The following is a 22,626-nucleotide window of genomic DNA, read 5'->3' on the forward strand; positions in this document are numbered from 1 at the left end:
CTCATTGAATTTAAACACAATTTCCTTTATCATCTTAAGTACTATGGAGATCGGAAGGAGATTTACTTTTGAAGTATGCGGTAATTGATCGAGGCGATGATTTATCTAAATCGTTAGCAGAAAAATTTCATAAACTAGCCGGGGAGCGAGGCTTCACTCGGAATGATGAATCACCGGAAATCGTTATTTCCATCGGAGGGGACGGTACACTGCTCCTCGCTTTTCATAAATATGTTGATCAAATTACGAATGTTGCATTTGTCGGCATTCACACCGGCCATCTTGGATTTTACGCCGACTGGAAGGCAGACGAGCTTGAAGATCTCGTCGCAATGATGGCAGAGGAAACACCACGAATCGTTAGGTATCCACTTGCCGAGATTGAAGTTGAGACACCAAGCGAGACCCGTCATTACTTATCATTAAATGAATTCACATTAAAAGGCGTTGACGGAACGCTCGTCGCCCAAATCAATATAAATGATGAGATGTTTGAAATGTTCCGCGGTGACGGCATTGTCATTTCGACCCCTTCGGGAAGCACCGCGTATAACAAAAGCTTAGGTGGAGCGATTGTCCATCCATCGATAGAATCGCTGCAAATTGCGGAAATCGCTTCGATCAATAATCGTGTATATCGTACACTTGGATCATCCGTGCTGCTGCCGCAGCATCATCACTGTGATATCATCTCTAAGAAAGAGCAGCGGCTGCAGCTCGCAATTGATCACATCAGCATCATGAGCAGCGATATTCGTTCCATCCGCTGCAGTGTATCCAGCCGTAAAGTAAGCTTTGCACGATATCGGCCGTTTCCTTTCTGGAACCGAGTACGTGAAGCATTCCTTGGTTACGACGTCCGATAAGATCTGTTACCATCATTTAAAACCAAAAAAAGACACAGAGCGTATTATACGCGCTCTGTGTCTTTTTTGTTTGGTCGATTCGTTTCTGCAGATGAAGCCGCGGTTTCATTGGCTGCAAGGCGGAACGGTTTCTTGGAGCGGTTATCGTTATTGCCTTTATAGCCGCCTTTACGCTGCTGTTGCTGCTCACGTTTCCCACTGCCCTGCTGCTGCTCGCTGCTATTTTTACCTTCGCCAGCACTATTCGCGCTGTCGTTGCCTTTATCCGCGTCGTTTTTATTGCGATTGGAGCTTCTATGGCGATTTTCCCTTGTGTGATTGCGAGTATGCCTTTCATGTGTTGGAGCGGCGCTTTCTTCCTTTGCACTCGCAACCTCATCATGTTCAAGACCTTCAGAAATATCCACAAAACCGGCAGCTGCTGCAAGAAGATCAGCTGCTTCTATACGCGGACGCTCTTCGTCTGCATCCAAGTCATAGTCGTCTGGCTCACGAACGGTACTGTTTGTTTTTTCTAAAATAAAATAAGCGCAGCCAAAGTTACAATACTCATTGATGTAATCCGGCATGCCAGATAGATTGCTTTCCTTCGTAGCTTTCTGATGGCTGTCACGAAAAAAACCTTTCAGCCGCAGCTGGCTATAGCCCCAGTCACCAACAATATAATCGTAGCGCTCAAGTACTTCGCTGTATCGATCACGAAATGCTTCAGGATTCCAGCCATTCCTATTTTCAAGCACAATTTCATAAGATTTTCCGCCGATATGAATCAAAGCCATATTTTCCACCTCATCTTGAGCGTCAGTTACAAGCTGCTCGAGCAAGCACCGGAAGAAATCTCACGGCTCGCTTCGGCTTCCGCTGCCATTGCTGCGTGTGCCGAATCGGTCTGCTCATGTGCATGATAAGAGCTGCGTACTAATGGTGCGGATTCTACATGCCTAAAACCGCGCTTCAGCCCTTCTTCTTTTAGTTTTGCAAATTCGTCTGGGTGGACATAACGTACGACCTTTAAATGTTTCGGCGTTGGCTGCAAGTATTGACCTAATGTCAAAATATTTACATCGTTTGCGCGAAGATCATCCATCGTCTGCAAAATTTCATCCCATTCCTCACCCACGCCAAGCATAATGCTCGATTTGGTTGGAATCTTAGGCTTCATTTCTTTGGCGCGCTTCAACAGCTCCATCGTACGGCTGTATTTGGCTTTGGCACGAACACGATCCGAAAGCCGCTCCACCGTTTCAACGTTATGATTTAGAATATCAGGATTTGCATCCATTACAATTTGAAGCGCATCTTTATTTCCCAAGAAGTCAGGAATAAGCACTTCAACTCGGCAAAACGGCATACGTTTGCGAATCGCATGTACAGTAGCTGCAAATATGGATGCGCCGCCATCCTTAAGATCGTCACGAGCAACCGATGTAACAACACAGTGCTGAAGATTCATTTGCTCTGCTGCCTCTGCTACCCGTTCTGGTTCGTCCAAATCCAGTTCAGTCGGCATACCTGTCTTAACAGCACAAAAACGGCAAGCGCGCGTGCAAATATCACCCAATATCATAAATGTGGCTGTTCGATTCGACCAGCATTCATAAATGTTTGGGCAACGTGCTTCCTCACAAACCGTATGTAGCGTTTTTGAGCGCATCATATTTTTAATTTCGGCAAAGTTACCGTCTGTCGCTAATTTTATTCGAAGCCAATCAGGCTTTTTGAGTGTTTCTTGTTGTTTCATTGGGGATTACCTGCTTTCAAGTTCATTTATAATTCCTAAACTCATGCGTTTATTATAACATGTTTCGTATAAAAACCAATGATTTGCAAAACATAACGTTATAACCGTCATGCTTTTGGAAGGGTGAGACGTTTGAAACTGACTATTCCTATTGTTGCAGCAATAACCGCAGCTTCTCTGTTCATTGTCACGCCCGTCAGTTCTGTAAGAGCAGCTCCTGCTGTCAAGCAAAAAACTGATAAGGCCCATGAGCAAACAGTCGATGCTGAGACCGATCCTTTTTCCGTTAGAAGAGGGTTGTATGACAAGTTAAGCTTATTTACCGAAGTGCCTTGGTTCTGGATCGCAGCCATCGATCAGTATGAGCGATCCATGTCTAAAGCACGTCCAAAGGCTCGTCCAATGCTTGGGAACACCGTTGGCGTGTTTATCGACCAGGAACGCTGGGTAGGCCCGCTCAATCCGAATACGGATGACAGCTCGCCGGTATCGATCAACTTTTTTAACGGAATTGGCCGCGATGGTGACGGGAATGGACAAGCGGAACGAACAAGCGACATCGATCTTCTCTATTCACTTGTTAGCCGCGTTGCCGCGTACGGTATCTCCAATGATGATTTCGCAATCGGACTTTGGGAGTATTATCAAAATAATCGTTCAGTGCAGCGCATCCAGCAGTTCGCCCGAATCTATGAAGCATTTGGCCAGCTTGATTTGTTCGAGCATGCATTCCCGCTGCCTATCAGCACTCATTATGCCTATAACAGCACCTGGGGAACCGGGCGAAGCTGGGGCGGCAGGCGTACCCATGAAGGTACCGACATTTTCGTAAGGCATGGTGTCCCTGTTCGGAGCACCTGTTATGGCATTGTTGAGGTGCAGGGCTGGAATCCCTACGGCGGATGGAGAATTGGCATTCGTGATCTAAACAATTTTTACCACTATTACGCACATTTGTCCGGCTTTGACAAAACCGTTAATATAGGCGATGTCGTAAAGCCTGGACAGGTTGTTGGATGGGTAGGAAGCTCTGGTTACGGCAAACCCGGGACGCAGGGAAAGTTTCCTCCTCACCTGCATTATGGCGTATACAGCGACCGCGGTTTAATTGAATGGTCGTTTGATCCATATCCGATGCTGCGCCGCTGGGAGCAAGCCGAGCGTAAACGAATTCGTTCCGGAAATTAAAGCAAAAAATATAAAACGACTTTATCGTCCTCTTTGCTGAAGACAATAAAGTCGTTTTTATATGTATGCTATTCAGAAGATGAATTTCCCGAACTATTTGATCCTTGGTTAGAATCTTTAGAATGATTAGAGCCTTCGTTCGTTGCTTCTGTTGACGGACCTGTATTAGATGCTCCAGTGCCTGAAGACTCTCCATTATTGTTGTTTTGCGGACTGGATGTAACTCCGCCTCCCGCACCTTCGCCGAGCGGAACCGAAATGTTTGGCGCCTGCGCAGCCGACTCGCCTACAGGTTTGCCCGTATTGTCGTAATAGTACATTGGCACGTCGCCGACTACTAGCAAATATGAAATCGGGATATCGGTTTCGACCAGCTCCGGCTCGGTATCAAACGGAATAATGATCGTAACCTCCGCTATTATGCGAATGTATACCTCAACCAAAATCATATTGATGCCGGCATCCTTCTGACGCGTGCTAAGATCTACCTTAACAGCCCCAACCGGCTCGAATTTGACGGGTACTCTTGGTCCGTATGAGGAAATGATCGCACTACCCAGCGCATGCCCAATCGGAATATGCTCCGGTATATCCTTCATTTCATTTAATGTATTTTGTACGGTGTTTATCGTTTGCGAGGTAATTTTCATATGCTCCGCGTAATTAAGCATGAAACCAGATATTTTTCCATTGCTGTTCATTTTCCAGTCAATAAGGTTGCTGCTGTCCGATCGGCTCGCTACCTGCTCGGTTATCGCTTTATTGATAGCCTGCGTAGCGATTTGCTTTACTCTGATTTTCGCTATATTCATCAGCGGCGGCCGCAAATTTTTCTCAATATAGACGAAGGATTGGATCGAAAAAACCATAAAAACAAGCAGGGCTATAATAAAGATTGTACGTCGTCTTATACGAGGCTTAGCAGGGCGAGAGCCCCAAATGCCGCCTGATCCGCCATTGCCGCTGCTTCGACTGCTGCTATATTTTACAGCTGGACGCCTAATGCCCCATTTTCCGCTGCTTGCACTTGAACGAACTCCCGAACCCCATTTCTTTGGTGCTGGCCTTGATGAAGCTGAACTCCCACGACTGCCCCAAGTGACTGATTTTACTTTAGAGAATGGACGGCCAGACCAAAGCTGCATACGGCTGCCGCCTGATCCTCGAAAATGCCAGCCTCGCCTTCCCCATTTCGCCAATCCGATCCCCTCCCGCACCAAGCTGCACACTCTTTATTACCCATACTTATGCAGAACTTGGTCAAAAAAGAAGACGACCTCAGCAAGTTGCAGCCATATTGACATTATGGAAACGTTATACATAATTGTAACTAAGGGAGATGAATCTAGTTGAGTGAACGCAATATTAGCACAACCGTTTCAGGAGATTTAATTGTTACTCGTCTAATTGGAAAAATAAGCACAGATGACGTTAACGACTGGTTTAATGGTTTCGAGCAGGTTTGTCAGCCATTCATGGCAGAGGGGAGAAAATACCGTTTGTTAGTGGATCGAAAAGGCTACACACCCGACCATTTTTCGGTTCAAAAAGCATGGAAAGATAAATTTTTTAATGAAAGCCTTTTGAGTCATAGCAAAGCCATCGCATTCCTCTTGGAAGATGGTGAAATTCTGAATCACTTACAGCAAACCAATACCAAACCATCTGTACAATTTTTTAGTGATGCTGAACAAGCCTTCCACTGGTTAAATAACTATAGCGTACCGGAATAGTCTATTTAATCCGTTTAAATCGTGAGCCGATACCCTGCGCCCCAAATGGTTTCAATATATTGCGGATTCGAAGGATCCGCTTCTATTTTTTCTCTTAACCTGCGTATATGAACGGTTACCGTCGCAATCTCGCCAAGCGAATCCATCCCCCACAGCTGCTCAAACAGCTCTTGCTTACTGAATACATGATTGGGGTTCAACGCTAGAAAGGACAGCAGATCAAATTCCTTTGTCGTGAACTGCACCTCCTGGTCGTTGACGTACACGCGCCGGGAGGAGGTATCAATCTGCAAGCCGCGTATTTGGATCTTATTTGAGGCTTTGGTATCGCGGTTTCCCATCAATCGCTTGTAGCGCTGCAAATGTGCTTTCGCCCGGGCGACCAGCTCACTTGGACTAAACGGCTTCGTTATATAATCATCCGCCCCTAAGCTTAACCCGCGAATTTTATCGATCTCTTCTTTTTTGGCAGATACGATAAGGATAGGGACCTCCTTTACCGCACGGATTTGACGACAAATCTCATACCCATCCATGCCTGGCAGCTGCAAATCAAGTACGATCAAATCATATTCACCTTCTACAGCAGCGCGCAGCCCCTCTGTTCCTGTTAAGCATATGTCCGTAGAAAAACCATGCAGCTCAAAATAATCCTTTTCCACCTCAGCTATCGACACTTCATCTTCAATAATGAGAATTCTCGTCATGTTCGTCCTCCTATGCTACTCGCGAGCGGCAGCTTGATGATCATGCTAGTTCCTGCTCCAAGCTTGCTCTCAGCATGAATGCTGCCGTTATGCCCTTCGATAATTTGTTTCGTAATCGCAAGTCCTAGGCCGCTTCCACCCGTTTGCTGGCTGCGTGAGAGATCCTCGCGGAAAAAACGTTCAAAAATAAACGGGAGAGCTTCCTCCGATATTCCTGAGCCGCTGTCGCTAATCGTTAATCTAACAAAATCAGTCTCCAAACAAAGCGATATCGCTATTTGCTTTGGCTCGTCCAACATAAATTTCATGGCGTTGTCCATAATGTTGGTTAGAACCCGCTTCAGCTTATCTCGGTCGGCAAGCACATTAGTAGATTCCGAATGAACAATGTTCCACGTCAGCGCAACGCCTTTGTCCTGCAAATCAAATTGCAAATCCTCGGCATAGTCCTCTATGAATTGCCCCAAGCTGATTTCCTCGAATGTAAATGGCAGCTGCTTCAAATCAAGCTTCGAGTAAAGAAACAGCTCGTCAATCAGTTGATCCATATGCTCGGCCTTCGTCAAAATCGTATTCACATAACGCTCCATCTTTTGCTTCGTATCCGGTACACCGTCCCGAATGCCTTCAATGCTTGCTTTAATTGAAGTAATCGGCGTTTTCAGATCATGCGTAATGTTCGCGACAAGCTCCTTGCGATTTTGCTCATATTGCAGCTGCTTCTCTACCGATTGCTTCAGCTTCATTCTCATATCTTCAAAGGCTTCGCTTAACCTTGCAATCTCATCGCTGCCTACCGCTTGCAGCTCAAACTCCAAATCGCCTTCCTTAATACGCTCTGTCGACTTCCGAAGCAGATCAAGCGGCTTAATAATACTGCGCGTCAAAAAATAATAAAGCAGCATATTCATGAGCAAAAGCACGATAAACAGCACGCCTAATATAATAGGCAAAAGTGTACGAACAACCTCTGCAAATGGACTACGCTCCCTTACAACGAGCACGCTTCCCTTGGATTGATCTGGAAAACGAAAATCAAATTTCGCATAAGCATAAAAATGGTCCCCTATTTGCAGGGTGTTGCGGATTGCATTGTTTTCCATCTCATAGTCAGGCAAAAACGTGATGAATTGGGGCTGTTTTACGGACAAGGACGAATATATCGCCTCGTCACCTTTTCTTATAACCAGCTCCGCTTGTACCGAACGAAGCTTGTAATTATATTGATCGAGCAGTGTATGATCAAGAAGCGAGTCGGGTTCATTTTTCGCCAAATACTTTAGATCAAGGAAAATCGTTTCCTCCTGCTCAGACAATGGATTAACGGAATAATGAATATTGTAAAAGTCCTTTACGCTTCGCACATCGCCTGTTATCGCTACTACAAAGAGCAGAGCAGCGGCAAGAAACAATACGATCGTAACGATAAGAATACAGCTGTAGGACAATAGCAGCCGAACGCGGATGGACATACTCGGATCTCCTTCTCCTTTTGACAATTCGTTTTTCGTGAATACAATGTAACATAGGTTGCCCTGAGGGGACAAAGAGAAACAAAGACAACTTTGCAACAGGATCTAACATGGGATAGACTATAAGAAATCATTTTCCGTATTAAAGGAGTATATATGGCCATTAATCGACGACTCAGCACCGATCAGGACTTTAAAGAGGTTATCGAACTGCAGCAGCGTATTCGCGTGTTTCAAGACAATCAGCTCATCGATGCCAGCTCGCTGGTTGTGCGGTTTGATGATAGCACGATTGTGACCCAATCGGGGGTAAGCGATATTGCCTATCATAACCGAAAAGAATGCGAGTTTTTTCTACTTAGAAAACGCTAAGTTATACAAAAAAAACGGTGTCGCCCTGTTAGCCCTCGCGGGACAGGTAGACACCGTTTTTCATTGCATATTACTTATCCAGCAGCTCTAAGAACTGCAATAACCGTGTGATCATCGTTGCTGCTTCGGCGCGGCTTGCTAGATCTAGAGGCAGGAATGATTGATTCCCTTTGCCCTCCAATATACCCGCTGCTGCAACCCGAGTCACCGCATCAAGCGCCCAGCCATGTATAGCTGCTTCGTCTTTAAAGCTGGCAGCCTCATTAACAGCTTTCTTGACGTTAGCTCCTGCTGCTTCCGCAAATTTTAATGCGCTTGCTGCCATTACTGCCATTTGCTCGCGCGTAATGGTCGTATTCGGACGGAAGGTTCCGTCCTCGAAGCCTTTAATCAGTTCAAACCTTGCAGCTGTTGCAATCGCATCCGCATACCAAGCCCCCGGCGCAACGTCGCTGAACACTGACGCTTGCTTGCCTCCACTATTTTGGAGGCCAAGCGCTCTTACAAGCATTGACGCAAACTCGGCGCGTGTAACTGTACGGTTAGGAGCAAAGCTCGACGCCGTTGTACCACTCACAATTTGTTTGGAAGCGAGCAGCTCAATATTCGATTTTGCCCAGTGGCTGCTAATGTCTGCAAAAGTTTTGGGATTTAAAGCGACTACGTAGCTGCTGTTGCTAGTACTCAAAATGGTGACAGTTGTTTTCCCTTCAGCTGATCGGAACAAAGCCGGAACGTAACGGAAAGCTCCCGTTGCCGGATCAAATACGAGCGCTGTTGCTGTTTTGGCATCCAGTTCACGGTCTACTGTCATCGTACGCTTCACATATTTGCCGCCAAGGCTGTGTACTTCTGCTGATGTGCTTCCATCCGAGACGGAAATAATAAAATCAACAGGATCACCTGCAAGCTCAAAGCCTGCGGCTTTAGCTTTAGCTCGAATGTTATCAAGCACCAGTTGACTAACCGGCTTGATTGAGAAAGTTACAATTAGCTTGCCGTTATTCGCAAGCTTTGCCTCCTCCAGAACGCCGTTTACAAGCGCCAGCGGGAACTCATACGACGCTGTACCCTGCTCAATGACGACTACCGCATTTGGACTGCTCTTAAGCGCGTCAAGAAGAGCTTGTGCGGAGAAGGAGAGTTCTCCATTTGATGTTAACGTACCTTTGGCGAAGATGATCCGCTCAAGCTTGCTTGAGGCATCTGTCTTTAGCTTGCTGTCATTTTGCGCTGTATTAATCGCACCGCCGATTTGGCCTGAACCTGAACCGCCAGTGCTGCCTTCATTTCCTTCCTCTGGCACAACGACCGCCTTCACTTCCACCGTATACACTCTGCTTTGCGAGCCATGTGACACGGTAAGTGCGGTATGGCCGATCTTTAGTGCGCGAAGCTGTCTATCATCATTAATAGTTGCAATGTCTGCTTGCGCAATCGTTATGATCGCATCCGCTGTGACATCGACGCCTGCTTGATCAAACACCTTTATGGCTTTCGTATCACCCACAGTCAACGACAGCGGTCCTCTATCGCCATTCTCAAGAGCTATGCGGAATGGCTTCGGACGATTGGCAAAACCTTCATTTTGCTCGGTGAACGATAATTGATCATTTGAGCTTGCTAGTGTCGCTATCCGCTCACCACGCACAATGACATTATCCACCTGAATATTGCCCGACACCCCGCTTGTCACATCTATTCCGTTTGTACCCATTCCGTCAAACACGATATTTTGCAGCTTCACATGAGCAATGCTGAATCCGCCGCCGTGTACAATTAAACCGGCATACGTACTGTCGAGTGCGACGTTGTCCCGTACAATGACCTCGCCGTTCAAATCCTTCTCGCCAGCAAAAATCCAGATCGCACCTAGATTAATGTTGTACGCAGAGTCAGCGCTGCCCGTACGAACCAGTGTATTACGCTCCACTACCGTTGTGCCGCTGAATGCCACAGGATTAAAGCGTGTCGATACGGCAATGCCCGCTCCGTTCGTAATTGTATCTGTACCGATGTTATCTTGAAGCTTATTGTCTTGCCCGCCAAAAATAACGAAGTTATCGGCCAGCCAAGGCAAAGCCACCGTATTAAAACGCGCCGTATTGTTGATGCTTGCGCGTCCTTCCGCCGACCACATCGCCAAACCATCGTCACCTGGATAGCGGATATCCGATTGCTCCATCACACTATTGCTCGTGCCTACGGAGAAGTTGATGCCATCGGCCATCAAATTGCGCAAACGAAGGCCAACCATATGCAGGCCATCCGTTATTTCGTCGCTGCCCCTTACCTTGGACAGCCATAACCCTGTTTTTGAATGCTCGACCCAAACATTCTGAATGACCGAGCCTTTGCCGAAGCCGCCATAAAAAGCATGGGTCAACGCTTCATCATCACGGATATTCAGGTCGCCGTCGATGAGTAGATCATATACGCCAATATTAGCGCCTTTGCCAATAAACCTCGCACCGATCAGCGATGTATACCACATCCCTGCACCGCGAATAGTGATTTGATCCAATTCAATCACATCAGTCTTAAGCTCAAATACCCCTTGAGGGAACCAAACGCCTCTCCCTTGTTCTTTCGCTGCATTCATTGCAGAATGGAACGCTGCCGAATCATCAATGCCGTCGCCAGGTACAGCTCCATATTCGGCAACTGATAGGAATCCATCAGGCTTTGCAAACGGACCTTCCACCTGCTCCATATCGACAAGATCAATGACATAATAATCTGCCGCATTCTCCGCATCCTTCTGCAGACGGATCGTAGCTCCTGCGGGTATATCACCGATCAAAGCATGTATTTCATCGAAGAAACGATGTGCATTGCCCTGCTTTGGATCATTAGACCATGGATAGCTGCCGTACTCCCAGCCATGTTTTGAGCTAAGCTCTAAATTTTGCTTAAATTCTCCGTTTACGTACAGGCCCAACGTTTCGTTTCGTCCAGCCCCGTCTGCACTGTCTGGGATGACATAACGCAGCACAAGTGAATTAGCCGCCTTTGCTAATGTAAATTGTACATAATCACCTTCATCTACCAGCTTAACCGCCTGCCTGCCCGATGCCTCAGAAGCGATTTCGCGATAGCTGCGCGACGGTCCAATCAGCTCACCGTTCGTTAACCCATGTTCCGCTTCATAGGTAATGTATGGAACTGTCGCTCCGCGGTAAGCAATGCCGATGCTTTGTCTGACTAGAAGGCTATCGAGCCATACTTGCCCTGAATCCGCTGAATCCTTTTGCAGCGTAATCGTATTAATTCCGCTGCGCAGCTGCATTTCAATAACCGCTTCGGACCAGCTTTGTTTTTCTCCTGCTGCATTAAACGCCACTTGTTTGATCCGTAAGCCATTCACATACAGGCTAAGCTGGCTTGACGCATCGGAGACATTCAAGTAACGAAGCTCCGTTAAATAGCTGCCTGCTGCCCCAGCATGAACGGTAAAGCTGATTTTATCTCCCGTTGCAGTGAAGTTCCCAGCGTACCCTGCACCTTTAAAGCCTGTTAACTCCTTACTTACCTTAATGCCGCCTGACATAAAAGCGTTCTCTGCTTCATATCGCTGATTGGAGGCAACGGGCTCAAACTGCCAAAGTGCCTCATCCGCTTGACTCGGCGTACCGTATTGCAGCTTGCCAGCCGTTAGCAGCAGCAATCCGTCTTTCTGCGTAGCATTTATAATCCGTTTATAGCCAGCACGATCCTCAATCGTCCATTGTGCCGCATCAATGCCTCTAGCCTCACCCGCAATTGCCGCCAGGCCATCTGCTTGTAGCGTCAATAGATGTCCGGTAGCTTTGTTTTTCAACAGCCTCCGGCCGTTGAAATCCTGAAGCAGCCATTGGGAGCTCGCGTTATCTGCCCTTACCGAGCCGCTAAGCACCTTGCCGCTGTTTTCATATAAATAGCCTGTGCCTGACTTTTCTTTAATACGAATATAGTTCGTATCGTCAAATGTTGGGGTAGCCGTGTCATTCGTCTTCTCCTCGCCCATTGGCGGCGTCTCGAATTGCTCCGTTGCATTCTCAAACGTCCACTGCACCGATCCAAATGATGCTGGGTACAATCCACGTTCTGCGTAGCCTGCATTATTTTGAACATGAATGAGCTCATCATCGTATTTCCCATTCAAGCTGCGAATCATATATTCCGCACCGCTCGGAGTGCTTTCAACTGCCCACTCTAAGAACGCATCGCCTTGAATGGCTTGCTTGCTCTCAATAAAGGCATAATCCCCGGTCATTGTCATGTAATGTCCTGTAGCACGGTTTTTCAACCTTTGTTTCCCGCCCTCTGACTCTATAATCCAATGACTGTAGCCGTTGTTCTCTGCCAAGTTGCCGTAAAGGACAATTCCACCATTGTTTTCATATAAAAATTGGCCGTTTGCCTTATTTTTTATACGAATAGGGGCCTCTGGCAAAGGTTTCGGAGGAAGTACTAGCGGCTCAACTGCATATTGTGCGCTATCCGAATCAGCAACAAGCTTACTCACTTTCGTATATCCCTCACCATCTGAATATAGAAAATGACGAGCCCAACCACTCCGCAGCACTACAAATTTTTCAGAAGATCCAGGCTCCATGTTCCACTTCACGCTGCCCCAGCTCTCGTGAATGCCGCCTTGTGCAATAATTTGCTGAGTCGGGGCATCCTTTTCAACATCCCCGCCTACGTGCTCCATTGACACATAGTGGCCAGTCTTGAGGTTTTTCAGCCGCACCGAGGTCGGTCCATCGCCCGTGCGCTCCAAAAACCAAACTGAGCTAAGATCCGTTTCTGGAAGCTCACCATACTTAACCTTGCCTTGATCATCACCTTCAGCGGTCACTTCATACAAATAACTGCCGGTTTGCTTGTTCTTAAGTCTCACATTCGTTAGCGCCGCGTCTGTCACGGGTATAAACTTCCATTTGGGACTTCCCCATCCTGGATTAATTACGCCGTATTCCGCGTATTTCGTCAGATTTTGCAAGCTAATATACTTTTGTTGTCCGATAACATCATTAGCGTCCTGCAAGCTGTGAATGAGCTTTGAGCCGCCGGCATCTTCGATGACCCAAACCGCACTCGTCCAGTCATCAGCTACCTCAGTCACATCCATGCGTCCATCCTTCATATTTTGCAAATTAATGTAGTGGCCTGTTGCTCTATTCTGAATGCGTTTGCGACCGTTAAAACGTTCAACTAACCATTGTCCCTTATAATCGCCTTCAGAGACATTGCCGTATTTCAGCTGTCCTGCTGCATCCTCGTATAAGAAGAAATTTTGCCATTCATTCTGAATTCGAATATATTGCGGCGAGCCATCCCCGCTAAATGCCGGGTCTTCAAACAACCATTGCGCCGCATTCTCATTTGGCTGAATTGCACTTGCCTGGGCCGCGCCCGTATTGTCTTGAATATGCAAATATTCGCCTTGACCAACATAGCTCTGAATGCTTTGATAGTCATCATAAATGGCTGATTTGCTAAAGGACCATTGATCCTCTGCAGAGCTCTCCGTAAGTGAAGATACCTTAAGCGGATCACTGATCTCATTAACTCCTGCACGCGTAACATAATGACCAGTTGCTAGGTTGCGCAGCCGTTTTTTGCCGTTAAAATCTTCCCTTACCCACTGGTAAAATGACTTCTGGCCTGCTTGTGTTGTCAGCGCGCCAACCTTTGCCAGCCCAGCATCTTCATACAAATAAGCAGTACCTACCTTCTCATTTGTAAAATTCACGATACGGTATGGCTGCGTATCCGGCGCCAGCTCTATTCGCCAGTGTGCATTGTCTCGATCCAGAACGGACCAACTGTTCGAGCGTACATGTTTGTCATCAGAAAACTGCGTATTCAACACGTAAATGGTCGAAGGAACCGCCTGATAAGCTGCAACGTTCTGAAAGGTGATAAAATCTCCACCCGCTGTGTCAGCAACCAGCCACTCGCTTTTATTTGTATTGTCCAGTCCGATAGCTTTAATAGGCTCTTCGTCTATTCCTTGCGTAATGTAATGACCGGTTGCACGGTTTTTAATCCGATAGGAATCCGGCGTTGCTCCCGGGACAAGCACCCAATGAGATTTGCGATCCGCAGCAGGCACCTCGCCAAAGTCAACGAAACCATTAGCTCCCTCGTACAAATATTGTCCTGCTCGGAACTTGTTGGCAAGACGAATTGGAGCAGCAGACTCCACTGGCTCGAGCGCCCACTGCGGACTCTCGAACGTTATATTGATGTCATTGCTTACTTCTGCAAAGCCGAGCAAATCCTCTTGATGAATAACGAGATTGGCATTCTCCGGCACAGTTGCACTTTTAATGACCACATAACCCTCGCGGCTGGACGCATGAATGGTCCATTGGTCTGCAAGCGTACTCTCCGTTATCTCGCGGCTGGTCAGTGCATCGCGCCGCTTCCCAACCTCTGAGACCGTAATGTAATGTCCGGTTGCACGATTTTGAATTCGCTTATTGCCAGCATGCTCCTCGATGAGCCATTGCGAGGACTCATCTTCATAGCTTGGAAAACCGTACCTCACGATACCATTTTCATCCTCGTACAAATAATTGCTTTGCCATTTGTTCTGGATGCGAACGTAGGTTGATTCCGTAACGGATGACACTGCCGCCTCGGGCTGGCCCCCGCCTTCCGATACTACTGCCGTCTCATCCGCATAGACCGGTACCGCCATAAGCATAAGCAGCAGCGCCAGCATGAATGCCAGTATAGACCTTGCACGTTTCATTGCACAAACCTCCCCAAAGGTATCCAAGTGCAAACGTATCCCGAAAGCACTTGCTTATGTAAATCTTTCATTCTCTTTCATCATAATTTGGAATCGCTTACATATCGATGTGCATTTCTAGAAATAATAGGTGTTATATTACGAAGTGTATAGGCATGCAAAAACCCCTCTGTCTTAGACAGAGGGGTTCTATACTTATATGGGTAACCTGCTGATGGCTGTGAAGCTCATGCTTTCTGATTAAACGGTATACTATTCTTCTTCTACTACGCCAAGCTCCCGATTTTTCTCCTTAAAACGCTCGTTATGAGAAGAAACATAAGCCATCTCTGGAGCTTCCGGATCCATATACAGCTTCGCGCTGTTGAGTGCCAAGACGCCGTCCGTAAACGTTCCTGCAATAAGCCCAACCTTGCTGCCGAAGCTCGCGAAATCGCCTGCGCCGAAGATGCCCGGAATATTAGTAGCCATCCGCTCCCCAACGTTCGCATTCCATACTCCCATATCAAGACCCCAATCACGGATGGGTCCAAAATCACTTTTCATTCCATGATTGACGATGACAGCATCGACTTCAATCTGCTTGCTTTCCTCCGTTTCCATATGTGCAATTGTTACCTTCTCGATACTTTCCCCATTACTGCTATGAAGCGCAAGCACTTGATATGGCGTAAGAACATTTACAGAGGATTGTTTCATCCTGGAAACATTTCTCTCGTGCCCGCCGAAGCTGTCGCGGCGATGCACGACCGTTACGCTGGCTGCAATGGATTCCAGCTCATTAGCCCAGTCTACTGCGGAATCGCCGCCGCCAGAAATGAGCACTCGCTTATCGCGGAATTTTTCCAGCTCCTGTACAGTATAGTACAAGTTCGTTACTTCATAGCGGTCAGCCCCTTCAATCTCCAGCTTCGCTAATTTTTTTATTCCGTAACCGATTGCCATAATGATCGTTCTTGTATGATGCTTCTCGCCAGTTAATGAAGTTAGCATAAAAGTTCCGTCAGCCAATCGTTCATAGTCCGTAATTTGCTGTCCGAGCACGATCGTCGGGTCAAAGGTTTTGGCTTGTTGAATCAATTGCGCAATTAATTGTTCGCAGCGAATCGGTGTTACCCCGCCTACATCCCAAATAATTTTCTCAGGATAAGTGAGCATTCGCCCGCCGAGTTGATCCTGCGCTTCAATTAATTTCGTTTTTAAATCGCGCATGCCGCTATAGAAAGTGGTATATAACCCACCTGGGCCACCACCAATTATCGTTACATCATAGAGTTCCAATTGTTCGTTCATCGTTTGCCTCCAAACGTCAGTCATGATCAATTTATTTTTGATATTGATTATCACTATCACTTATTAAAGTTTAGGATACCATCCTCATTGTGACAATGGACAAAAGTCACCATTTTTTTGTACAAAACTGACTTTTGTTATCTCTATCAATGCTTTCAACGATTCGTTTATTTCGCACCTGCGAGCCAATTAGCTAGTTCCTCTGTCTGTGATAGCGTAGCAATCGGATCAAAATACCATGAGCGTTCCTTACTCCAAATATAGACGCGATCATTTTTAACTGCATCAATCAGCTTCCAAATCGGCTCGGTTTTCAAATCTGTAAGCGTTAGCGTATCAGACGTTAATATAATATAATCGCCAGCAAAGTCAGACAGCTTCTCTCCAGAAACCTCAACAATTTGCTCCTTCATCAGCTGCTCCGCTACTTTAGCTGGCGGCTTAAGTCCAAGTGCTTGATAGACTGCTTGTCCGCCCCTGCCAAAATTATCGCCGAATACGCCCGTATTCCCTCCCCAATCCTGCATGACAGAAAACACAGCATCGCTTGGAATGGCACTTTCAACCTTTGCTTTGGCTGCTGCAATACGCTGGTCGTAATCAGCTAACCATGCTTCCGCTTCTGCCTCTTTCCCTAACAATTTGCCGAAGTAGGTCAATTCTTCATGCGTATTTTTTAGTTCGCCATAAGGAACAACGATCGTCGGTGCAATTTTGCTATACTGCTCATAAGCTGCTTCATTACCTGTAACGATCATATCCGGCTGCAAATCTATTATTTTCTCTAGCGATACACTCTCGTATTCTCCAATATTCTCCACACCTGCAAGCGCGTCTGAAAAATATGGATTTTTTAAATTCAATTCTGGCGTTCCGATGGGTTTGACATTAAGTGCAATAAAGCTGCCTAAGTAGAGATCAACAACGATCCGTTCGGGATGCGAAGGAATTTCGATATCACCTTTTATCGTTGTGATTACTCTAGTCTGAGCTTCCGTTTGCGGCTTATTGGAAGGAGCTGCTTCCCCCTTCGTCGTTAATTTTGATTCCACGGTTGCCGTATTTGTATTTAACGTCCCCGTAGAACATGCACTCATAAATAAAGCAAAACAAAACAACAGGGTTGCCGCCATTGATAATTTCAATCCTTTGTACATGGGCAATTGATTCTCTCCTTTGTATTGATAATGATTATCATAACGATACACATTGTAACGCCGGAGCCTCCCTTGAACAATGGACGATCGGCTCGATCTATATAGACGATCTGCGCCGCTTCTAGTATTTTTCAAACGGTCCTTATACCTGCCTGGCGAAATGCCAGCAACCTTTTTGAATATCCGTGTGAAATATAAGCGATCGGAATAACCAACGCTTTCCGCAATTTCCTGAATGGTTGCGCTTGTATTTTTCATTAGCTCCTTCGCATGATCAATTCTCTCCTGAATGACATAATCAATGAGACTATGCCCTGTTTCCTTTTTAAACACCTTGGACAAGTTTTTGGCGCTATAGCTTAAGGTCTGCGCCAACTGCTCAAGCGTAATCGGCTCCATATAATGATCATGAATATAACGAAGCGCTTGAGCTGCTAGGTCGGGCTTCGATAGAGATATGTCTTGCTTTTGCAGCTGAATGAATACCTCATAAACAAATTGATGAAATAACGTATTGACATGAAACCTCTCCAATGAATGCGATATTTGCCACTCTTGTGCCATTGCGTTAACAATTCGAAACAGTGGGATCGGGTATTGCGGGGCGAAGCCATATTGCATATGGAATGGGTTGTTATTTTCAACAAGAGATAAAATCTCTTGCCTGCAAGGATGCGGAATAAGTGCTTTATAGAAGATTAAGTAATAATCAAAATCCTCCTCCAGCCTGTCTATATCCAAGCACATTCCTTTGCCCCCATGCAGTACATGAAATCGCTCCGCCTTATATAGATGACCGTCCAAACATACATTTGCGCTGCCAATTGTCGTATATAAAAATCCGCTTGCTGGAAGACGGTAGGATTGCAGCCTATCGCCAAGTTTCATCCTATGGTGACGAACATCCAACACCTTAATTGAGGCGTGGTTCCAAAGCCTAATAAGATCATTCCACTCCACTTTCCGAGTTCAGCTCCTCTAGCGTTTACTTTGCGCTGCTCACAGATCGACCGAAGAAAAAGCCGACTACTTGATCATGATGGTTCAGCCTTTTATGTATGGTTCCTTGCAGAGCATATTAACAAGCATTCTAATGATAACCATTCTCATTGTCAATTCCTTTCTTACTAGGGCATGTCTGAGAACTCTGAAGACAGCAAATTTTGCTGAATTTTCGTTCCATGCAAGGCGCGTTTGTGAAGGCGTACCGGGGTACGTCAAGCAGACGGAACGAAGCAGGGGGCGAAAAGGCGGTGAAAGGTGCCACTGAACGGGTTTTCAGTCACGCCCTAGTACCTGGTACTACAATAAGTTGGTACTTTTGCGTTTTGGCATTTGATGTAAACTAAAGACATGAACAACAAATCGATTCGGGAGGCTTTCTCAAATGGAAAAAATGGAAACGATGCAAGTACGCAAACCAGCAAATTTTTATCGCCGCCGCAATACCCCAACGTATACCTTCATGGCTTGGGCAGCTTTTCTTATAGCATGTGGCTTCGAATTCATCGGTATTTACACGCTTAAACAGCCAATGTCTGTGCAAGGGTATTACGCTGTAACCGGCATACTATTAATTATCACTTCATTTCTTCTGCAGAAGGTTGCGCGCGACAATGACGAGGATAAGTTTCTCAAAGACTACAACCCTGGCTACAGAAGCCGCAATACCTCCGCCTTTTCGTTCATGGCTTGGGCCGGCTTTATCATTGCCATTCTCGCTCAATATATAGGTATTTACACGCTAGAGGAGCCGCTTTATGTCAAAGGCTACTACGCGATTGCCGGTGCTTTCTTAATCGTTTCTTGCCTCGTTTTGCAAAAGACCATTCGGGATAATGAAGAAGACAGCGTGCATACAAAAACAGAAGATTTAGAAAGCTAGAAAATAATAAAAAGCCTCCCCTTTAAAGATGAATTGGGGAGGCTTTCTTTAGATCAATCCGTTTAGCTATTCGACTTTAATAGAATCAAAATACTTTTCTTGCACGACCTTGGCAGACTTGTCGAGCAGGCCTTGAAGATCTGAACCTTTTTTGGAGAAAACCTCTTGCAGCACATTCGTTACTTCGCCGTAGTAATCCTGCGTGTTGTATTGCGCTTCAGGTTTGCCGTCAAGCAAAGAATCGGATTCAGCGTTATATTTGTAGACGTTATCGTATTTATCAAATATAGCCTGTGCTTTTTGACCGTATTCCGATGAAGGGCTGTAGTAGTTCATTTGCGGCGGAATATAGTATTTGCCTTCTGTTTGGCGTTTTTGGATATCGGTTTCAAGCGACTCTAGACCTTTATCCGTAAAGTAATCGAATGTAATATAGCGGAAAGCAATTTCTTGTTCGTCCTTCGTCGCATTTGGATTGATCACGAGGTAATCGCCGCCAAGCACGCCTGTATGCTTGCCGCCTTTCTCCGCTGCCGGCATTGGGAATGTCAATACATCCTCTGGCTTCAAGCCGCCTTGGTTGAGTGCCTGCTCAAGTACACCCTCAGCTCCCGCTATAACCATAGCCGTACGGCTTTGTCCGAAAGCGCCGACAGCATCGCCCCATCCAAGTGCCCAGTCCTGCGGAATTGCATTTGCTTCCCATCTAAGCTTGTTGTAAAACTCTAGCGCCTTCAAGCCTGCCGCAGAATTAAAGGCCGCTGTTACTTTGCCGTCAGCGATCGTCTGAACATCGCCGCCTGCCTCAAACAAGAAGTTGGTCCAGTTCCAGCCTGCTTCTGTACCTTTGCCCATCGGTGCAATACCTGCAATACCTTTCTTCGGATCAGCTACTGCTTTCGCAGTGTTGTACATATCGTCCCATGTCCAGTCATACGATGGAATCGGTACACCTTTCTCGTCTAGCAGCTTCTTGTTTACAACCGTAGTTGTAACATAGGCTTTCTGGGATACCCCGAACACCTTGCCGTCAATGATAAATTGGCTTTGCAGCACAGGGTTGATTTGATCCTTGAAGGGATAACTGTCCCACAGCTCCGTAATATCGGCTACCCAGCCGCGCTCCTGCAAAAACTTAGCTTCTGTTGCCCAAGTGTTGAAAAATGTCGGCGCTTCGTTTGCTGCCATTTTGATGCCGATTTCGCTTGGGTTGTAGTGCCAGTCGCTTTTTACGATTTCCACATTAGGATAAACCTCGTTAAAACGTTTGATTTTGTCATCTTCCAGCTTGCGGTTCTCAACCTGATCCGGCAATGGATAATAAATGCTGATCGTAATTTTTTTGTCTTTAATATCTTCCTTCGGAGGATCTGTTTCCTTGCTGCCTGCATTGTTTGTCGCTGCATTCGTTGGTTTATCGGTTTCTTTTGGATCGTTGGTCTCCTTGTTGCCACCGCTGCAAGCTGCAAGAATTGAGCATATCATGACCAAACAAATCAACACTGCCACGTTTTTCTTTAGCATCGATATTCCCCTTCACCATTCGTATTTTCACTACATCCTCATCATAAAGGAGACGTTTTCATTTGGGCGAGGTGTATTCTTATTCCGATCATGTGTATGTCTACGAACTGCTTATCCCTTAACCCCGCCAAGATGAAGTCCGCGCATAATGAACTTTTGGAACGCCAGAAACACGAGAATCGGCGGCAGCATCACCATCGTAAGGATGGCGAAACGAATGTTCAGATTGAGCCTTTGCGCACTGATGACGTATTTATATACGGCTGTCGCAAGCGGATATTTCTTATCGCTGTGCATCACAAGCGAAGGCCAGAACCAATCGTTCCATGCCGTTGAGAAAACAAATATTGCTAGCGTGGAGAAAATAGGAATGGAAAGCGGAATCGCGATAAGGCTGAAGCATTTCCAGTCTGACGCACCGTCGATTCGAGCCGCTTCAATCATTTCATGATGGATACCATCGAAGAAATTTTTAAGCAGCAGCAGATAGAATGCACTCGCACTGGCAGGCAGCCAGAAAGCCGCATACGTATTAAGCAAACCAAGATCCTTCAGATTAAGAAAGTTCGGAATGATATAAGTGCTAGGCGGTATGAAAAGAGTAATCATGAAAAAAAAGTAGATTCCCTTCTGATACGGAACATTAAGCTTGGATAGGCTAAAGGCTGCTAAACCGAGCACGACGATGGTCATAATCATGTTGCCGCCAAAAATCATAAGCGTGTTTTTCAAAAACTGCGGCAGGTTAATAAAATTCCAGCCTGTTCGGTAGTTGTCGAAATGCCACTCCGATGGCAAAAAGTGCGGTGGAAACGAGTTCACTTCGGTGTTTGCTTTCAAACCGTTAAACAATGCAGTAGCAATGGGATAAAGCATCGAGGCAACCATTGCAATAATGACAAGGATAATAATCAGAAAACCTACCTTGTTTTTATTTCTGCGCAAATCGTGACTGGATAATATCCCTCTGTCTAAGCTCTTCATCACTTGCCCGCCCCCCTGTTGTTCAGCCTGAATTGTAAAAGCGCCAAACCGCCAAGGACGACGAACATAAGTACACCCAGCGCAGAAGCTACCCCGTAATCAAGCTTCGTAAATGCATATTTGACGATAAACAGCGAGTAAGTGAGCGTTGCTTTGTTCGGACCGCCGTCAAGCAAGGCCAGCTGAGATTGGAAACCTTGCGTCGTTGCAATCAACTGCAAGAGGAACAGAAGCAGAATCAAGCCGCGAATCGACGGAAGCGTAATATGCCAGATACGGCGGAATATGCCTGCGCCATCAATTTCTGCTGCCTCATACCAGTCACGCGGGATACTAAGAACAGCAGCCAAATAAATGAGCATGCCTGAACCGAACTGCTGCCATGTTTCCATGACAACAAGCGAAATCATTGACCAGCTTTTATTCGTTAGGAAGGCTATTTGGTCAAGCCCCGCTTCCGTCAGCAATCCGTTAATCGGACCTACCGGATCATAGAACCATCTCCATAAGCCGTATAACACAACAGCAGGCACGACGTTCGGCAAATATGCCGCCACGCGAACGAAGCCTTGAAAGCGACGCAGCTCTGATATCGCGATTGCAAACAGAATAGGAACCCAAAAGCCGATAACCATACATAAAAACATGTAGTACAGCGTATTTTTGACACCAATCCATACATCAGGATCGTTAAAAATCGTCTTGTAGTTATCAAACCCCACGAACGTATTTCCCTTTACAAAATCGATCGTGTAGAAGCTGTAAATAATACCTTTCGTTATCGGCACCCACAAAAATAAAATAAAAATGATAGCTGCGGGCAGCAGAAACAAATAGCCCGAAATATGTCTTTTCCACCTGCCAGCCTTCCTCTGCACCTTGCTATCGAGCGGCTCGCCTACTACAACGGATTGTTCCATCTGAGTTTCCCTCATTTCTTTTCTATTGCTCTATAC

16 protein-coding genes and 1 pseudogene are annotated in these 22,626 nt (G+C 46.2%); 6 read left to right on the forward strand and 11 right to left on the reverse strand.

Annotated elements, in window-relative coordinates; genetic code table 11:
- Nucleotides 1-68: 68 nt before the first annotated feature.
- A complete protein-coding gene (locus AB4Z50_RS12815) occupies nt 69-866 on the forward strand; it encodes an NAD kinase (protein ID WP_076271022.1) in 798 nt (265 codons plus the stop codon).
- A gap of 44 nt (nt 867-910) precedes the next feature.
- Here the strand turns inward: AB4Z50_RS12815 and AB4Z50_RS12820 are convergent, their stop codons facing one another.
- Nucleotides 911-1,690 (reverse strand): YutD-like domain-containing protein, encoded by a 780-nt coding sequence (locus tag AB4Z50_RS12820; RefSeq protein WP_441879324.1) that lies wholly within the window; start codon nt 1,688-1,690, stop codon nt 911-913.
- Nucleotides 1,672-2,607 carry a lipoyl synthase gene (lipA, locus tag AB4Z50_RS12825; RefSeq protein ID WP_076271021.1) on the reverse strand — a complete coding sequence of 312 codons (936 nt, stop codon included), beginning with the start codon at nt 2,605-2,607 and terminating at the stop codon, nt 1,672-1,674. Before lipA ends, AB4Z50_RS12820 begins: the two co-directional genes overlap by 19 nt.
- Before the next feature lie 132 nt (nt 2,608-2,739).
- On the opposite strand from lipA, the gene AB4Z50_RS12830 reads away from it, so the two are divergent.
- A complete protein-coding gene (locus tag AB4Z50_RS12830; RefSeq protein WP_441879327.1) occupies nt 2,740-3,795 on the forward strand; it encodes a M23 family metallopeptidase in 1,056 nt (351 codons plus the stop codon).
- Between the two features lie 68 nt (nt 3,796-3,863).
- On the opposite strand, the gene yunB is transcribed toward AB4Z50_RS12830, so the two are convergent.
- Entirely contained in the window at nt 3,864-4,994 is a 1,131-nt protein-coding gene (gene yunB, locus AB4Z50_RS12835) for a sporulation protein YunB (RefSeq protein WP_441879329.1), read from the reverse strand.
- A gap of 150 nt (nt 4,995-5,144) precedes the next feature.
- Between yunB and AB4Z50_RS12840 the strand changes: the two genes are divergently transcribed.
- Nucleotides 5,145-5,528: an STAS/SEC14 domain-containing protein gene (locus AB4Z50_RS12840; RefSeq protein WP_441879331.1), complete on the forward strand. Its 384-nt coding sequence runs from the start codon at nt 5,145-5,147 to the stop codon at nt 5,526-5,528.
- Nucleotides 5,529-5,542: 14 nt separating this feature from the next.
- Here the strand turns inward: AB4Z50_RS12840 and AB4Z50_RS12845 are convergent, their stop codons facing one another.
- Nucleotides 5,543-6,235: a response regulator transcription factor gene (locus AB4Z50_RS12845; protein ID WP_441879333.1), complete on the reverse strand. Its 693-nt coding sequence runs from the start codon at nt 6,233-6,235 to the stop codon at nt 5,543-5,545.
- On the reverse strand, nt 6,232-7,707 hold the full coding sequence (locus AB4Z50_RS12850; RefSeq protein ID WP_441879335.1) for a sensor histidine kinase: 1,476 nt from the start codon (nt 7,705-7,707) through the stop codon (nt 6,232-6,234). The genes AB4Z50_RS12845 and AB4Z50_RS12850 overlap by 4 nt, the downstream gene beginning before the upstream one ends.
- A 156-nt stretch (nt 7,708-7,863) precedes the next feature.
- On the opposite strand from AB4Z50_RS12850, the gene AB4Z50_RS12855 reads away from it, so the two are divergent.
- Nucleotides 7,864-8,079: a hypothetical protein gene (locus AB4Z50_RS12855; protein ID WP_441879337.1), complete on the forward strand. Its 216-nt coding sequence runs from the start codon at nt 7,864-7,866 to the stop codon at nt 8,077-8,079.
- A 70-nt stretch (nt 8,080-8,149) separates the two neighbouring features.
- On the opposite strand, the gene AB4Z50_RS12860 is transcribed toward AB4Z50_RS12855, so the two are convergent.
- The 3 genes from AB4Z50_RS12860 to AB4Z50_RS12870 form a co-directional block, all read right to left on the reverse strand.
- Nucleotides 8,150-14,827: an S-layer homology domain-containing protein gene (locus AB4Z50_RS12860; protein ID WP_441879339.1), complete on the reverse strand. Its 6,678-nt coding sequence runs from the start codon at nt 14,825-14,827 to the stop codon at nt 8,150-8,152.
- 252 nt (nt 14,828-15,079) lie between these two features.
- Nucleotides 15,080-16,120, reverse strand: a complete 1,041-nt coding sequence (locus AB4Z50_RS12865) for an NAD(P)/FAD-dependent oxidoreductase (RefSeq protein WP_441879341.1) — start codon at nt 16,118-16,120, stop codon at nt 15,080-15,082.
- A 167-nt stretch (nt 16,121-16,287) separates the two neighbouring features.
- Complete coding sequence (locus tag AB4Z50_RS12870) at nt 16,288-18,165, reverse strand: AraC family transcriptional regulator (protein ID WP_441879343.1); 1,878 nt, start codon at nt 18,163-18,165, stop codon at nt 16,288-16,290.
- Nucleotides 18,166-18,682: 517 nt separating this feature from the next.
- On the opposite strand from AB4Z50_RS12870, the pseudogene AB4Z50_RS12875 reads away from it, so the two are divergent.
- Together AB4Z50_RS12875 and AB4Z50_RS12880 are read left to right on the forward strand one after the other, a co-directional pair.
- A pseudogene (locus AB4Z50_RS12875) lies at nt 18,683-18,904 on the forward strand (YiaA/YiaB family inner membrane protein); the annotation flags it as partial.
- A 60-nt stretch (nt 18,905-18,964) separates the two neighbouring features.
- Complete coding sequence (locus AB4Z50_RS12880; RefSeq protein ID WP_256711064.1) at nt 18,965-19,162, forward strand: YiaA/YiaB family inner membrane protein; 198 nt, start codon at nt 18,965-18,967, stop codon at nt 19,160-19,162.
- Between the two features lie 66 nt (nt 19,163-19,228).
- Here AB4Z50_RS12880 and AB4Z50_RS12885 read toward each other — a convergent pair whose 3' ends face one another.
- From AB4Z50_RS12885 to AB4Z50_RS12895, 3 genes are all read right to left on the reverse strand, one after another.
- Nucleotides 19,229-20,686, reverse strand: a complete 1,458-nt coding sequence (locus AB4Z50_RS12885; protein ID WP_441879349.1) for an ABC transporter substrate-binding protein — start codon at nt 20,684-20,686, stop codon at nt 19,229-19,231.
- A gap of 111 nt (nt 20,687-20,797) precedes the next feature.
- Nucleotides 20,798-21,670 (reverse strand): carbohydrate ABC transporter permease, encoded by an 873-nt coding sequence (locus AB4Z50_RS12890; protein ID WP_441879439.1) that lies wholly within the window; start codon nt 21,668-21,670, stop codon nt 20,798-20,800.
- Nucleotides 21,670-22,590: a carbohydrate ABC transporter permease gene (locus tag AB4Z50_RS12895; RefSeq protein WP_339207481.1), complete on the reverse strand. Its 921-nt coding sequence runs from the start codon at nt 22,588-22,590 to the stop codon at nt 21,670-21,672. Before AB4Z50_RS12895 ends, AB4Z50_RS12890 begins: the two co-directional genes overlap by 1 nt.
- Between the last annotated feature and the right edge of the window lie 36 nt (nt 22,591-22,626).

Origin of the sequence: Paenibacillus sp. 2TAB26 (assembly GCF_052115145.1) — a bacterium.
In the GTDB taxonomy this organism is placed as follows: domain Bacteria; phylum Bacillota; class Bacilli; order Paenibacillales; family Paenibacillaceae; genus Pristimantibacillus.

Excerpts from the sequence above, each read along its gene's own strand:
- AB4Z50_RS12860 (WP_441879339.1), bottom strand. The coding sequence starts at position 14,827 with ATGAAACGTGCAAGGTCTATACTGGCATTCATGCTGGCGCTGCTGCTT.
- AB4Z50_RS12880 (WP_256711064.1), top strand. The coding sequence starts at position 18,965 with ATGGCTTGGGCCGGCTTTATCATTGCCATTCTCGCTCAATATATAGGT.
- AB4Z50_RS12895 (WP_339207481.1), bottom strand. The coding sequence starts at position 22,590 with ATGGAACAATCCGTTGTAGTAGGCGAGCCGCTCGATAGCAAGGTGCAG.
- AB4Z50_RS12855 (WP_441879337.1), top strand. The coding sequence starts at position 7,864 with ATGGCCATTAATCGACGACTCAGCACCGATCAGGACTTTAAAGAGGTT.
- AB4Z50_RS12850 (WP_441879335.1), bottom strand. The coding sequence starts at position 7,707 with ATGTCCATCCGCGTTCGGCTGCTATTGTCCTACAGCTGTATTCTTATC.
- AB4Z50_RS12890 (WP_441879439.1), bottom strand. The coding sequence starts at position 21,670 with ATGAAGAGCTTAGACAGAGGGATATTATCCAGTCACGATTTGCGCAGA.
- lipA (WP_076271021.1), bottom strand. The coding sequence starts at position 2,607 with ATGAAACAACAAGAAACACTCAAAAAGCCTGATTGGCTTCGAATAAAA.
- AB4Z50_RS12870 (WP_441879343.1), bottom strand. The coding sequence starts at position 18,165 with ATGAAACTTGGCGATAGGCTGCAATCCTACCGTCTTCCAGCAAGCGGA.
- AB4Z50_RS12865 (WP_441879341.1), bottom strand. The coding sequence starts at position 16,120 with ATGAACGAACAATTGGAACTCTATGATGTAACGATAATTGGTGGTGGC.
- AB4Z50_RS12845 (WP_441879333.1), bottom strand. The coding sequence starts at position 6,235 with ATGACGAGAATTCTCATTATTGAAGATGAAGTGTCGATAGCTGAGGTG.
- AB4Z50_RS12885 (WP_441879349.1), bottom strand. The coding sequence starts at position 20,686 with ATGCTAAAGAAAAACGTGGCAGTGTTGATTTGTTTGGTCATGATATGC.